The organism is Pseudomonas entomophila, from assembly GCF_029478665.1.
Lineage (GTDB): Bacteria > Pseudomonadota > Gammaproteobacteria > Pseudomonadales > Pseudomonadaceae > Aquipseudomonas > Aquipseudomonas entomophila_F.
In genome coordinates this window covers 160,188-174,538 of sequence record NZ_JARPQB010000011.1, presented here as the reverse complement: position 1 = coordinate 174,538, position 14,351 = coordinate 160,188, and the positions used below count along the sequence as shown (strand labels likewise).

General features: G+C 65.1%; 6 protein-coding genes. 4 read left to right on the top strand and 2 right to left on the bottom strand.

The annotated features are described in order from the left end of the window. Positions 1-74 precede the first annotated feature (74 nt). Positions 75-1,070, bottom strand: a complete 996-nt coding sequence (locus P5705_RS07980) for an alpha/beta fold hydrolase (protein ID WP_277460306.1) — start codon at positions 1,068-1,070, stop codon at positions 75-77. 184 nt (positions 1,071-1,254) lie between these two features. Between P5705_RS07980 and P5705_RS07975 the strand changes: the two genes are divergently transcribed. Next, positions 1,255-6,672, top strand: a complete 5,418-nt coding sequence (locus tag P5705_RS07975; RefSeq protein ID WP_277460305.1) for a dermonecrotic toxin domain-containing protein — start codon at positions 1,255-1,257, stop codon at positions 6,670-6,672. Between the two features lie 127 nt (positions 6,673-6,799). After that, complete coding sequence (gene metR / locus P5705_RS07970) at positions 6,800-7,717, top strand: transcriptional regulator MetR (RefSeq protein WP_277460310.1); 918 nt, start codon at positions 6,800-6,802, stop codon at positions 7,715-7,717. Here metR and P5705_RS07965 read toward each other — a convergent pair. Beyond that, a complete protein-coding gene (locus P5705_RS07965) occupies positions 7,701-8,114 on the bottom strand; it encodes an NUDIX hydrolase (protein WP_277460304.1) in 414 nt (137 codons plus the stop codon). The genes metR and P5705_RS07965 overlap by 17 nt on opposite strands. Before the next feature lie 117 nt (positions 8,115-8,231). On the opposite strand from P5705_RS07965, the gene P5705_RS07960 reads away from it, so the two are divergent. Continuing rightward, complete coding sequence (locus P5705_RS07960; RefSeq protein ID WP_277460303.1) at positions 8,232-12,506, top strand: DEAD/DEAH box helicase; 4,275 nt, start codon at positions 8,232-8,234, stop codon at positions 12,504-12,506. A 217-nt stretch (positions 12,507-12,723) separates the two neighbouring features. Next, on the top strand, positions 12,724-14,343 hold the full coding sequence (locus tag P5705_RS07955; RefSeq protein ID WP_277460302.1) for an FMN-binding glutamate synthase family protein: 1,620 nt from the start codon (positions 12,724-12,726) through the stop codon (positions 14,341-14,343). The last annotated feature ends 8 nt before the right edge of the window (positions 14,344-14,351 follow it).

Here is a 14,351-nt window from a genome sequence, read left to right as displayed (position 1 = left end):
ACGCCACCGTGGCACTGTGATGCCTCGGCGGGGGCGAGTCCATCGATTACAAGCAAAACCAGGCGCGGCGACATTCAAAGCCGGGCGATATGCGTGACATCCTGCCGATGCGCCTGCAGGTATGGTAGGACTGCCCCGAGCAACGGCGCCTTGAACGGCTCCTGGAAACGATGCGCCAAGCCTGGAATCAGCCGCAACTGGCTACCCTGGATATGCGCCGCCAGGTGCACCCCGTGCATCACCGGCAACAATGGGTCGGCCGTGCCATGCACCACCAGCGTGGGCACCCGAAGCTGATTCAACATTTCCACCCGGCTCGGTTCCGCGAGGATCGCCATGATCTGACGTTTCACACCCTCAGGATTGAACGCCCGGTCGTAGGCCACCGCCGCCTGCTTCAGCAAGGTCGCGCGATCGTCATGCACCTGCGGGCTGCCCAGCGCCGCCAGCAGGTCGGCCTGCTGCTCGATGGCCACCTCGCGGCTCGGCGCACTGCGCCGCGCCAGTAACTGCACCAGCGCCGGGTTCGGCGCCGGCAGGCCAGCCGCGCCTGAACTGGACATCACCAGGGTCAGGCTGCGCACCCGCTCCGGCGCCATTGCCGCGATGTGCTGGGCGATCATCCCGCCCATGCTTACCCCCAGCACGTGGAACTGGCGGATCTCCAAGGCATCCATAAGGCGCAAGCCATCACCGGCCATGTCAGTCAGCGTGTAAGGTGCCGACACCGGCAACCCCAGTTTGTAGCGCAACAGTTCGACGGTCAGGTTGGCCGAGCCCGGCAGCTGGTTCCAGCGTGACAGGCCGACATCGCGGTTGTCGTAGCGGATCACCCGAAAGCCCTGGCGGCACAGGGCCTCGACCACGTCGTCCGGCCAGTGGATCAGTTGCCCGCCCAGCCCCATCACCAACAGCAGCGCCGGATCGCGAGGCGCGCCGACGCTCTGGTAGACCAGGCTCAGCTCGCCCAGCTCGGCCCGTTGCACCGGCACATGAACATTACAGCGGCCCTCGGCGAAGCTCGCCGGCACGCAGATCATCAGAAGGAAGAAAAGTAAAAAAGCCCGCATGAAAGAAACACCAGAATGCAGATCCCCAGTAGAGCGCGAGTCTGATGAAATCCATTCGGTTGCGCTGCCACAAAATCATGACAGTTTAGTGAAGGCTGCCGAGCGGTCATGTGTTAACGGAGTACCTCAACCAGCACCGCGCGAGACTGTTCAATGGCCGGGCCATCCCATAGACGAGGCCCCCATGAGCACTCAGCAAGACAACTACCTGCCCTTTGCCCTGCTACCCCACACGCCAGCGCCCACGCTGGCGGACACACCGACAACACGCTGGGCCATCACGCACTGGCGGCAAGCGCGCCAGACCTTCAACCAGTTGCTCAGCCTCGCGCCCGGCGCGAGGCAGGCCATCGACGACCTGTTGCGCGACACGTTCGCCAGCGATCCGCAGCACACCGGGCTGCTGCTCAACCAGGACAACACCGCCCACTTCGTCAACCTGACCCAGCTTTGCGTCTTCACCCAGCACCATCCCGTCCCACCCGGCGACCTGGATCGCCGCGCCACGGTGCAGGGCAAGCCGGGCGCCAACCATAAGGTGACCGAGCTTCGCCCCCGTGAGTTGTATGTGCGCCTGGCCGCCCTGGACCCGGCTGCGGCCATCCGCCGTCGCTGGCTGGACTACTGGCAGGCGCGGGCCAAGGGTACTGCGGTAAGCAGGCGGGAACATGCCCGTCGACAGTACCGTTCACACTTCATGGCCACGTTGGAAATTGCCCTGGACCAGGGCAAGCTGACGCAGGCCGAACAACGACCGGTGCTTGGCCTGCTGGAAAACCCGGAATGGCGAGTATTCGACGCCAAACAGGTGCAGATAGATGCCCCCTCGTACCTGCCTGGCGCTCTGATCATCAGCCTCGAAGGCGAGCCGATACAGCTGCTCTATGCCCCCGCGCAACCACAAGCGTTCAGCGGCTACGCCACACGCGCGGCGCTCGAAACCGCGCTGGCTGGCGACAGGCAGGATCCCCCCACCTACACCGCCCTCGACACTATCGAAGCAGGATTCGAAGCGCTGCTCGAGCAACTGCAGAACACTTTGCTGGATACCCTCGCCCATGCCCCTGGTGCCATCCTCGAACACGATGCCAGCAGCAGCCTGAACCAAGTCGACCTGTTGGAGCAAACCTGGCGCAACAGCCAGGTGTTCGCCGAAGCCCCCGCCGACGCGTTCATCATCGATCCGGAAGACAGCCGCCCCACCCTGTTCGATTTCGGCAGTCTGGGGCAGGACCTGGCGCCTGCCTTGCGTAAACAACTGATCAGCAGGCAACTCGAGCTGTTGGATAATCTGCCCGAGCACAAACGCCAGCAGCGTGATCAATACCTGGCGACCCTCGCCCAAGCCCGGCAAACGGCCACGGCTGAAGTTGCCCGACTGAGCGCCTCCGCCAAATGGCACTCCGACGCAACACCCACTGCCGCCAATACCGCACTGACCCAGGCTCACAACGACGGATTGCTGGCCCATGCCCGCCTTCAGCGGTTACTGGCACAACTGGATGATGAGCAACTGGGCTGGGTCGAGTCAGTCGTCGATGGCCGCGACAGTCAAGCGGTCGTGGCTCAGGTCGAACTGCTGCCGGCCGAGGACGACACGCAGGCAGTGAAGTCGATCCTGCCAGGCGCACTGGTGATCACCTCGAAAGCTGACCTGGCATCGCCCGATACGCCCCAGAGCCTGTTGTTCTACTGGATAGGCGAACACGGGGGGCTGCTGCGCTGCGCCAGCCGCCAGCAACTCGAACAGTGCCTGGGGACGGGCCACTCGGTACAGTTGCATACGCTCCCGACAGGCGCCATGGGTCAGGCACTGAACGGTCTGATCCAGGCCAGTCGTCAGGAAAAGGACACGCTGCAAGCCAGCGAGGGCATCGAAGCAGTTGCTGCAGCCTTGCCGAGGCTGCGCGAAACGTTTGCCCTGCGCCTGCAAGTGCCACACCATGCCGCGCGCGAGGCCGCACTGCAGCTGCGTGCTGGCCAGGACGACGTCATCTCCCGAACCCGCGCATCAATCAGTAGCCTGGAAAAAATACCTACCCACGAACGACAAGCGCTGCGCACGCTTGTCAATGACTACCTTGAGGCGCTGCGCAAGGCTCATGCGCTGATTCAGCGTGACCTTCCAGACCGCCAGGCATTCTGCCTGAACCTGATCAATCGGCGCCTCAGGCAGGATTTCGACGGATTCGACAACGATTCGATCCGCCTCGATCTTCCCCTCAGTACGGCTTACACCGGCAGGGATCTGGTCGCTGGCAGCGGTGCTCCGGGAACGCCGCTAAAAGCCCTGCTCGAACCCAGCAAGACGCGTGAAACACTGGCCATCGAAACGCTGTTGCTGGAGCACATAGACGACACGATGTACAACCGGCTGCGCTTCATGCAACTGCTCCCCGGCAGTGCCGACGCCCCCCTGCGCCAGAAGCTGCAGGCGGGTATCGATGCCGACTATCTACGCGCTTTGGCCAATGAGCTGGACCTTGCCCAGGGTTACGAGGCCAGCATCACCAATGCCTTCATGGGTATCGACGAAAGCGACTTCCAGCACGCATTCAGACGCGAAAGCCTGGTCGAACCCCATCGCTTGATTCTCCGGCTGCAGAACCTGCTGTTCCATGCCAGTGGCCATCTGGACAGCACCAGCCAGGCGATGCTCGCCCAGGTGATCGATGCACGCAGCAAAGCCGACTACCAGGCCAATGGTCGCGACCTGCGGTTGCTTTCCGCCCTTCTGACCAGTGGCGGAGCTGATACCAACGAACAACCAACAACACTCGCAGGCATCGTCTTCATCGAGGATCGAATCGGCAATACCACCGTGCTCTATCGGCCCGACCATCCCAGCAACCCGCTGTGTCAGTTCCCGGACCTGGAATCCGCGCGCCTGAGCCTGTTCGAGAGCAGCATCGACAACCGCGAGCGCGACTACCTGGCCAACCGGGCACTGCAAGGCAACCCTGCCGCCCATCGCTCGCGCCTGAACCAGGCGCACACCCATCGTTTCGACGGCATCATCGGCATCGGCGTCGAATGGCCTGCCACCAAGTCCCTTGCCGAGCTGCAACTGGACAGCCACATGGGGCAGTTACTGCAGGCCCATCGCAACACCTCGCGCTCCAACCTCGACCTGCACATCGAAAACCTCGCCGCGCAGGCCGGCAAACTACTGCTCGGATTCAAGATTGCCCTGGGCGTGATACCTGTCCTGGGGCTGCCGGTAAGCCTTTATGATCTCTACGATGCCTCTGCCGAACTGGTCAAAGCCATTTCCGAAGGTGGCACCCGCGACGTGCTCGATGCACTGCAGGCTGTGCTGGTAAGTGTGATCGACGTCGGCATGGACCTGCTCGGTAGCGGTGGCGGTATCAGCACTGCCGGGTTGCGTAAGGCGGCGACACGCTACCAACTGCGACAGCCCATGCCGCTCGACCTGAACAGCGCTCGGGAGCGTTTGGCGGGATTGCGTAGCTATCAGATGAACAAGCCAATTTCCCTCGATGGGCTGTCCGTCACCAGCGAAGGCCGTTATCGAGGTGTCTATCGCACCTCCCAAGGCACTTTCATCCAGTCCCATGGCCAGGCGTACAGGGTGCAATGGGATGAAACCAGTCACACCTGGGAGCTTTCAGGCAACACCGCAAACCGCTTCAGACGGGCCATAGCCCTGGACGAAAAGGGCAATTGGGATACCCACTTCGCCCTGTACGGCGTGCACCGTCTAGGCGGCGGCTCAGGTGGGGGCCAGGCGCTGGGGCACCTGGCCGCTACCCTCGACCCTCTCTGGCCCGCCGCCGTGAGGGAGCGCCTGCCACACTGGTGGAGGGACCTGGCCTACCAGCGGCATAACCGACTGCGCGACAGTATTGCCGGCGACCTGATCAGACTCCAGAACAAAAGCGACGCCATAAACCAGCGCATGAAGCGCTCGTTCACCGTTCAAGATGCCAACGACCCCAGCGTGACCCGCGAGCTGCAAGGCTGCCTCAGTGACGCCAAACGCATCCATGCCGACTGCATGGTGTTCAGCCAGGTATCGTCCCGCCGGCTCCGCAGCAATGCCCTGGCCCAAGCCAATGACCTAGCGATACTGACCTGCGATAGCTACAACCGCCTCGGCCAGATGGCACAGTTGCGCCTCGATGCCGCCCTGGACGATATAGACAAGCTCCGGCACCTGGCTCATGAAAAGTCCTTGGGGCTGCAGGCGGGCATGGGTAACGCCCGCTTCCTGGCCACTATCGAGGAAATACTTGCCCTGCGCGCCAGAATGGCAAGCACCCGTGCCCAGGCGTTGAAGGAAGTCGACGACATTCGCCACCAGGTCGAGGGGATGCGTGAATGGCGCCGCAAGTTCAAGCAGACCGGCGAGCGTCGTGAGGTGTTCAAACACATCGACAGTGAACTGGGGACCTTCACCGATCACATGCTGGACTACATGGAAATCGGCCAGTTGATGGGGTTGTTGACCAAGCCGGTGCGCTCACTGGACGGCGGCTGGATCAACCTGCAATACCTCATGCGCAACCCTCGAGCCGATCTGGACAGGGCGCTCTATGCCCTGCATCAGTTGGCCAACGCCCGGGCCAGCACCCGGCAACGCAGTGCCATCCTGACCGGTTCTTTCGAACAGATTCAGCAGTTCAGGAACCGACTGCGCTATTGGCAGGCCAGTTATGCCGAACATTTCGACCTGCCCTCGGTAGCCCGGTTCGAAAACGCCCTGGCCTCTTATGAGCGCTACTTCAAGGGCCTCAGGCAGGATGCTCCGCCACCCGCCGCAATGAGCAGGAAGGGCAAGAGCCAGCCACGGGTGTTCGAGACCTCGGAGCATCAATTCCTGATCGGCGAACCTGATCTGCAGCAGAGCAACACCTACCGCATCACCGGCGTGAACGGACGCACCGAGATCTATCGGCAGGATGCCTCAGGCAAATTCACCCTGACCAACCCTGATACCGGCGGCCAACCCCTGATACGCCAGGCAACCGTGACGGAGCTGCAAACCGAAGCTCAGCGGCACCTGGACGATCTCGCTGCGTTCACCCACAAGATAGAACGCTACGCAAGCCAGGGCATGGACGGCGCCAGCCTGGACGACCTGATGCAATTCAAGGCCGGCGATCTGGAAGGCTTCGCCACCCGGATCGGCCGTGAGTTCCCCCAGGATCCCTTGCTGGCAAGGCTGCGCAGCGCCTCGGCACGGTTGCTCGAACGCGGCAGGCAATTGCGCATCGACCGCATCATGCAGACCCTCGAGCCAAACGGTGGGCAACTGGACTACCTGGTGGAGCAGAATGCCGTAAGCATCGAGAAACACGGTGCACTGGTCGAACTCAGGCGCACCGCCGAAGGCCGCCGTGACTTCCTCCAGGAGTTCATCGTGCTCGACAAGCGCCAGGTGCCCGCGCGCGCCCTGTGGTACGCCCACGTGCATTTCAACAAAGAAGCGCCAACGTTCGAGGACTTCGTCAAGGCGCACCTCAAGACCCCCGGCCAGCGCTACCTTGGTCGCGAATGGCAAGGCAGCCACGTCGAAATTATCTGGCGTGGCGACCTGACCCGAGCACAGGCAGTGAAACACCTTTCGGCATACTTCTAAACCGCATTCGGGCACCCTCCGGGGTGCCCTTCCGCCATCTGCGCATCTCAGCGTCGACAGGCCCCTCAACATGAGGGAAACTCAACAGCACTTCACGCCAACCCCGTTATTGCTCACGGAGCCTTTCGTGCTGGAAATCCGCCACCTGAAAACCCTTCATGCCCTGCGCGAAGCCGACAGCCTCGTGGAGGCCGCCGAACGCCTGCACCTGACCCAGTCGGCGTTGTCGCACCAGTTCAAGGAGCTGGAAGAGCGCCTGGGCCTGCCGTTGTTCGTGCGCAAGACCAAACCCATCCGCTTCACCAGCGCCGGCCTGCGGCTGCTGCAATTGGCCGACGCCACCCTGCCGCTGCTGCGCGGCGCCGAACGTGACATCGCGCGCCTGGCCGGCGGCACCGCCGGGCGCCTGCACATGGCCATCGAATGCCACAGCTGCTTCCAGTGGCTGATGCCGACCATCGACCAGTTCCGCGACGCCTGGCCGGAAGTCGAGCTGGACCTGGCCTCGGGCTTCGCCTTCGCCCCGTTGCCAGCACTGGCCCGAGGCGACCTGGACCTGGTGGTGACCTCCGACCCGGTGGACCTGTCCGGTATCACCTACGTGCCCCTGTTCACCTACGAAGCCATGCTCGCCGTGGCCAACCAGCATCCGCTGGCCGGCAAACCCTATATCGTGCCCCAGGACCTGCTCGACCAGACCCTGATCACCTACCCGGTGGAACGCGACCGCCTGGACATCTTCACCCGCTTCCTCGAGCCGGCCGACATCGAGCCGGCCGCAGTGCGCACGTCGGAACTGACGGTGATGATGATGCAGCTGGTGGCCAGCGGCCGCGGCGTGTGCGGCATGCCGCACTGGGCGCTGCACGAGTACAGCTCGCGGGGCTACGTGAAAGGCAAGCGCCTGGGCGAGAAGGGGCTGTTCGCCACGCTCTACGCGGCGGTGCGCACCGATATGCTCGATGCACCGTACATGCGCGACTTCCTCCTGACCGCCAAGGATACTTCGTTCGCCACCCTGGACGGGGTCAGCGCAGTGCGTTGAGGCCTTCGCGCCACAGCGGCAGGATCAGGTCGCGGGTCAGGGGCGCCAGGTTCAGGTCGGGCGCCTGGTTCGCGGCCAGCCACAGCACTTCCTCGATTTCCGCCGCCGGGGCCACGGCCTCGGCGCTGTCGACACGGAACAGCTCGGCCTGGACGACGAAACCCGGTTCGTTGGCTGCGGGCGCGCTGAAGCTGCCCAGATGCACGGCCTGGCCAGGGTCGACTTGCAGCCCCAACTCTTCGTGCAGCTCACGCACCAGCGCCTGGGCGGGCGATTCGCCCGCATCGATCTTGCCGCCCGGCTGCATGAATGCCTGGGTGCCACGCTTGCGCACCAGCAGCGTGCGGCCTTGCGGGTCGATCAACAGGGCCGCGGCGATGCGGATAGTCTTGGACATGAGGGGCTCCTGGACGAACAAGGGCGCAGAGGATAACGCACATCACCCGCGAAGGGGCCGGAACAGGCAGACGAACGGCCCCTTGCCAATCCGCCCTCGCCCCGCCATAACCAACTCATGAACTTGCCAGCCCACCCGCACCCGGTGCTCGAGCTGTTCCACCCGGCCGTCGCCACCTGGTTCCGCCAGCGTTTCACCACGGTCACCGAAGCCCAGGCCGGCGCCTGGCCGTTGATCCACGGCGGCCAGTCGATGCTGCTCGCCGCGCCGACCGGCTCGGGCAAGACCCTGAGCGCCTTCCTCGCCGTGCTTGACGAACTGTTCCGCCAGGGCTTGGCGAACGACGGCGAACTGCCAGCCAACACCCAGGTGGTGTATGTCTCGCCGCTCAAGGCGCTGTCCAACGACATTCACCTGAACCTCGAGGCGCCTCTCGCCGGCATCACCGGGAGCCTTGAACAGCTTGGCCTGAAGGTGCCGCGTATCACCACCGCCGTGCGCACCGGCGACACCCCGCAGAAGGAGCGCGCCGCCATGCGCAAGCGGGCGCCGCACATCCTGGTGACCACGCCGGAGTCGCTGTACGTGCTCCTGGGCTCTGAGTCCGGCCGCCATGGCCTGGCCAGCGTGCACACGGTGATCGTCGACGAGATCCACGCCCTGGCCGGCAACAAGCGCGGCTGCCACCTGGCGTTGAGCCTGGAACGCCTGCAGGCCCTGGCCGGGCGGCCATTGCGGCGTATCGGGCTGTCCGCCACCCAGCGCCCGGTGGAGCGTGTGGCCGAGTTCCTGGTCGGGCACCAACGCCCCTGCGCCATCGTCGATATCGGCCATGCCCGTCATCGCGACCTGGCCCTGGAGGTGCCGCCGGTACCACTCGGTGCGGTGATGGCCACTGACGTCTGGAGCCTGGTCTACGACCGCCTCGCCACCCTCGCCCGCGAGCACCGCACTACCCTGGTGTTCGTCAACACCCGGCGCCTGGCCGAGCGCCTGACCCGCCATCTTGGTGAGCGCCTGGGCAACGACGCGGTGGCCGCGCACCACGGCAGCCTGGCCAAGGAGCATCGCCTGGCCGCCGAACAACGGCTCAAGGCCGGTGAGTTGCAGGTGCTTGTGGCCACCGCCTCGCTGGAACTGGGTATCGATATCGGCGAAGTCGACCTGGTCTGCCAGATCGCCTCGCCCGGCTCGATTGCAGCCCTGCTGCAAAGGGTCGGGCGTTCCGGCCACCAGGTCGACGGCGTACCCAAGGGGCGCCTGTTCCCCACCTCGCGCGACGACCTGATCGAGTGTGTGGCGCTGCTAGACTGCGTGCGCCAGGGTGAACTGGATGCGCTGCATGTTCCGCACGCGCCACTGGATGTACTGGCCCAGCAGATCGTCGCCGAAGTCAGCAATCAACCCTGGGGCGAGGTGGCGCTATTCGACCTGCTGCGCCAGGCCACACCTTATGCCGACCTCGACGAACGCCATTATCAAGCGCTGCTGCGCATGCTCGCCGAAGGCTACAACGGGCGCCAGGGCGTGCGCAGCGCCTACCTGCACCGCGACGCGGTGAGCGGCGCGCTGCGCGGGCGCCGAGGCAGCCAGCTGACCGCGCTGACCAGCGGCGGCACCATTCCGGAGACTGCCGACTACGCGGTGCTGCTGGAACCCCAGGCGCTGAACATCGGCAGCGTCAACGAGGACTTCGCGATAGAGAGCATTGCCGGCGATATCTTCCAGTTGGGCAATGCGTCCTACCGCATCCTGCGGGTCGAACCCGGGCGTGTGCGGGTGGAGGATGCCCATGGCCTGCCGCCGACCATCCCCTTCTGGCTGGGCGAGGCGCCCGGGCGAAGCGATGAACTGTCCGCCGCGGTGGCACGCCTGCAGGCGCGAATCGACGCGCAGCTGCAACACGGCGATCTCGACCAGGTGCTCGCCTGGTTGCAAACCGACTATGCGCTGGACGAAGACTGTGCCCGCCAACTGCTCGACTACCTGGGCCGCACCTGGCAGGTGCTGGGCGCCCTGCCCTCGCAGCAGACCCTGGTGATGGAGCGCTTCTTCGACGAGTCTGGCGGCACCCAACTGATCATCCACTCGCCCTACGGCAGCCGTATCAATCGCGCCTGGGGCCTGGCCTTGCGCAAGCGCTTCTGCCGCGCCTTCAACTTCGAATTGCAAGCGGCGGCCAGCGAGGACGCCATCGTGCTGTCGCTGTCCACCAGCCACAGCTTCGCGCTGGATGAAGTGTGGCGCTACCTGAACAGCCGCACGGCAGAACCGATCCTGGTCCAGGCCCTGCTCGACGCCCCGCTGTTCGGTGTGCGCTGGCGTTGGAACGCCTCGGTGGCCCTGGCCCTGCCGCGCTACGTGGGCGGGCGCAAGGTGGCGCCACAGATCCAGCGAATGAAGAGCGAGGACCTGGTGGCCGCGGTGTTCCCCGATCAGATCGCCTGCCTGGAGAATATCGTTGGCGAACGGCAGATCCCCGATCACCCACTGGTCGAACAGACCCTCGACGACTGCCTGCACGAAGCCATGGACAGCGATGGCTGGCTGGCCCTGCTGCGGCGCATGGAGGCCGGCCAGGTGCGCCTGCTCAGCCGCGACCTGCCGGCCCCCTCGCCGCTGGCCTCGGCGATCCTCAACGCGCGCCCCTACACCTTCCTCGACGACGCCCCGCTGGAAGAGCGGCGCACCCAGGCGGTGCTCAACCGGCGCTGGAACGAAGTGAGCAGCAGCGACGACCTCGGCGCGCTGGACGCCGACGCCATCACCGCCGTGCAGGCCGAGGCCTGGCCGCAACCGACCAACGCCGATGAAATGCATGAGGCGCTGATGAGCCTGGGGGGCATCACCCAAATCGAGGTACAGGCCAACCCTGGATGGGACGTCTTGCTGGACGCGCTCAGCGCGAGCGGACGCGCCTGCCGCTTGCAACACCTGTGGTTTGCCCGCGAACGGCAGAGCCAGCTCATGGCGCTATGTCCCACCGCCCAACCTGAACCCTGCCTGCCACTGCTACCAGGCTTTGATCAGCACTGCACGCCAGACAGCGCATTGACTGAGCTGCTGCGCGCGCGCCTGAGCGGTTTCGGCCCGCTGACCCTGGCACAGATCAGTTCACCCCTGGGGCTGGCACCCGGCGACTGCGAGCAAGCCCTCGCTCGCCTGGAAGGCGAAGGCTACGTGTTGCGCGGTCACTTCAGCCCTGGCCAAGGCGAACTGCAATGGTGCGAGCGGCACCTGCTCGCACGTATCCACCGCTACACGGTCAAGCGCCTGCGCCGGGAAATCGAACCCGTGAGCCTGCAGGACTTCATGCGGTTTCTGTTCGACTGGCAGCACCTGGCGGGTGAAAACCGTCTGCGCGGCCCCCAGGCAATCGCTGAAGTGCTCGGCCAACTGCAGGGCTACCCGTGCGCCGCCGGGGCCTGGGAAGCCGAACTGCTGCCGGCGCGGATCAAGGACTACAGCCCGAACTGGCTGGACGATGCCTGCCGCAGCGGCCTGTGGGCGTGGAGCCGGCTGGCGGCCACCGCCTCGGCCACCACCCTGGGCAGCACGCCGCTGGTGCTGTTGCCACGCGAGCACCTCGCGCTGTGGCGCAGCCTGGCCCCGACGGCCGATCCCGAACAACTGGGTTCACGGGCGCGGCGGGTCCTGCAAACCTTGCAGGAACAAGGCGCGCTGTTTTTCGACGAACTGACCCATGAGGCTCACCTGCTGCCCAGCGAGCTGGAGGCGGCCCTGCAGGAACTGGTCGGAGCCGGGCTGGCCAGCGCCGATGGTTTCAGTGGCCTGCGCAGCCTGATCACCCCGGCGGCCAAGCGCGGCCAGCGCAACAGCCGTCGCGGGCGCCAACCCGTGTCCAGCAGCATGGCCCATGCCGGGCGCTGGGCCTTGTTGCGCCGGGGTGCAGCCAGCGTGGACGAAGGCCAGCGCCTTGAACATGTGGCGCGTAGCCTGCTGCGCCGCTATGGGGTGGTGTGCTGGCGTTTGCTGGAGCGTGAAAGCGATGTGCTGCCGCCCTGGCGTGAGTTGCTGCGCTGCTATCACCGGCTGGAGGCACGCGGCGAAATTCGCGGCGGGCGCTTCATTGCCGGGCTGGCGGGCGAGCAGTTCGCCTTGCCGGAGGCAGTGGGGTTGTTGCGGCAAGTGCGCAGGCGGGCATTGGATGGCGCGCTGGTGGTGGTCAGTGCCTGCGACCCGTTGAACCTGGTCGGCGGTCTGTTGCCGGGGAGCAAGGTGCCAGCGGTGGGAGGCAACCGCTTGCTCTATCGAGATGGTGTGGCGGTGGCCAGCCGGGTAGCGGGCCTATACCAGTATCTGGTCGAAGCGCCGGCAACCGAGCAAGCGCAATGGCATCAACACCTGCTGCGCCAGGCGCCGCCCCTGTAGGAGCGGCTTCAGCCGCGATCACCCGCGAAGCGGGTGTCACACCGTGCCGCCTGTTTCGCGGCTAAAAGCCGCTCCTACAGGTTCAGCGCGAATGATTTTCGATACCCGAATTTTCATATTCGCGCCCGCCCCGAAACTGGCAATGCGTCGACCAACCGGGCTATGGTCGGGCCTTGCCAGGCCCTGAGCCTGACCGAGCCATCCGCAAGGAACCCGTATGAGCCTGTCACTTCTCAGTCGCTACGCCTTCTTCGCCGCCTGCGTGCTGTTCACCCTCGCCAGCCTGCCATTCCTCGAGCACGACTGGCTGTGGCCCTTCACCCTGGCCACTGGGGTGCTCAGCCTGATCGGCGTGTTCGACCTGCTGCAACAGCGCCACGCGGTACGCCGCAACTACCCGATCCTCGGCAATATCCGCTACCTGGTCGAAGGCATCCGCCCGGAAATCCGCCAGTACCTGCTGGAAGCCGACAGCGATGCCCTGCCCTTCTCCCGCGCCCAGCGCTCGCTGGTGTACGCCCGGGCCAAGAACGAAGCCTCGGACAAGCCCTTCGGCACGCTGATCGATGTGTACGAGTCAGGCTTCGAATTCATCGGCCACTCCATGCGCCCGGCGCCACTGGCCGACCCGGCAAGCTTCCGCGTCACCGTCGGCGGCCCGCAGTGCACCCAGCCATACTCGGCGTCGATCTTCAATATCTCGGCGATGAGCTTCGGCTCGCTCAGCGCCAATGCCATCCGCGCCCTCAACCAGGGCGCCAAGCTGGGCAACTTCCACCACGACACCGGCGAAGGCAGCATCAGCCCCTACCACCGTGAACACGAGGGCGACCTGGTGTGGGAGCTGGGCAGCGGCTACTTCGGTTGCCGTACGCCGGACGGGCGCTTCGACCCCGAGCGCTTCGCCGCCCAGGCGCAGACCCCGCAAGTGCGCATGATCGAAATCAAGATGAGCCAGGGCGCGAAACCCGGCCATGGCGGCATCCTGCCCAAGCACAAGGTCACCCGGGAAATCGCCGAAACCCGTGGCGTGATGATGGGTGAGGACTGCATTTCACCCTCGCGTCACAGTGCCTTCTCCACGCCAATCGAAATGATGCAGTTCATCGCCCAACTGCGCGAACTGTCCGGCGGCAAGCCGGTGGGCTTCAAGTTCTGCCTGGGGCACCCGTGGGAATTCATGGGCATCGCCAAGGCCATGCTGGAGACCGGCATCCTGCCCGACTTCATCGTCGTCGACGGCAAGGAAGGCGGCACCGGCGCCGCGCCGGTGGAGTTCACCGACCATATCGGCGTGCCGCTGCGCGAGGGCCTGTTGTTCGTGCACAACACCCTGGTGGGCCTGAACCTGCGCGACAAGATCAAGCTGGGCGCCAGCGGCAAGATCGTCAGCGCCTTCGACATCGCCAGCGTGCTGGCCATCGGCGCCGACTGGGCCAACTCGGCGCGTGGTTTCATGTTCGCCATCGGCTGCATCCAGTCGCAAAGCTGCCACACCAACAAGTGCCCGACCGGCGTCGCCACCCAGGATGCCCTGCGCCAGCGCGCGCTGGTGGTGCCGGACAAGGCCCAGCGGGTATTGAACTTTCACCACAACACCTTGCGCGCCTTGGCCGAGATGCTGGCCGCGGCGGGCCTGGAACATCCGGCGCAGCTGGAGGCCAAGCACCTGGTGCGGCGAATCTCGGCGACCGAGATCAAGCTGTTCTCGCAGATGCATGTGTTCCTCAAGCCGGGGGAGTTGCTGACCGGCGAGGTGAACGGGCAGTTCTATTCGCGGATGTGGCAGTTGGCGCGGGCCGACAGTTTCGAACCGCATAGCGAAGCGGCGGCCTGATGGATCCC

What these genes read in the sequence shown, in the direction of transcription:
- P5705_RS07980 (WP_277460306.1), bottom strand. Translation starts at nt 1,070, where the DNA reads ATGCGGGCTTTTTTACTTTTCTTCCTTCTGATGATCTGCGTGCCGGCG.
- P5705_RS07975 (WP_277460305.1), top strand. Translation starts at nt 1,255, where the DNA reads ATGAGCACTCAGCAAGACAACTACCTGCCCTTTGCCCTGCTACCCCAC.
- P5705_RS07965 (WP_277460304.1), bottom strand. Translation starts at nt 8,114, where the DNA reads ATGTCCAAGACTATCCGCATCGCCGCGGCCCTGTTGATCGACCCGCAA.
- P5705_RS07960 (WP_277460303.1), top strand. Translation starts at nt 8,232, where the DNA reads ATGAACTTGCCAGCCCACCCGCACCCGGTGCTCGAGCTGTTCCACCCG.
- P5705_RS07955 (WP_277460302.1), top strand. Translation starts at nt 12,724, where the DNA reads ATGAGCCTGTCACTTCTCAGTCGCTACGCCTTCTTCGCCGCCTGCGTG.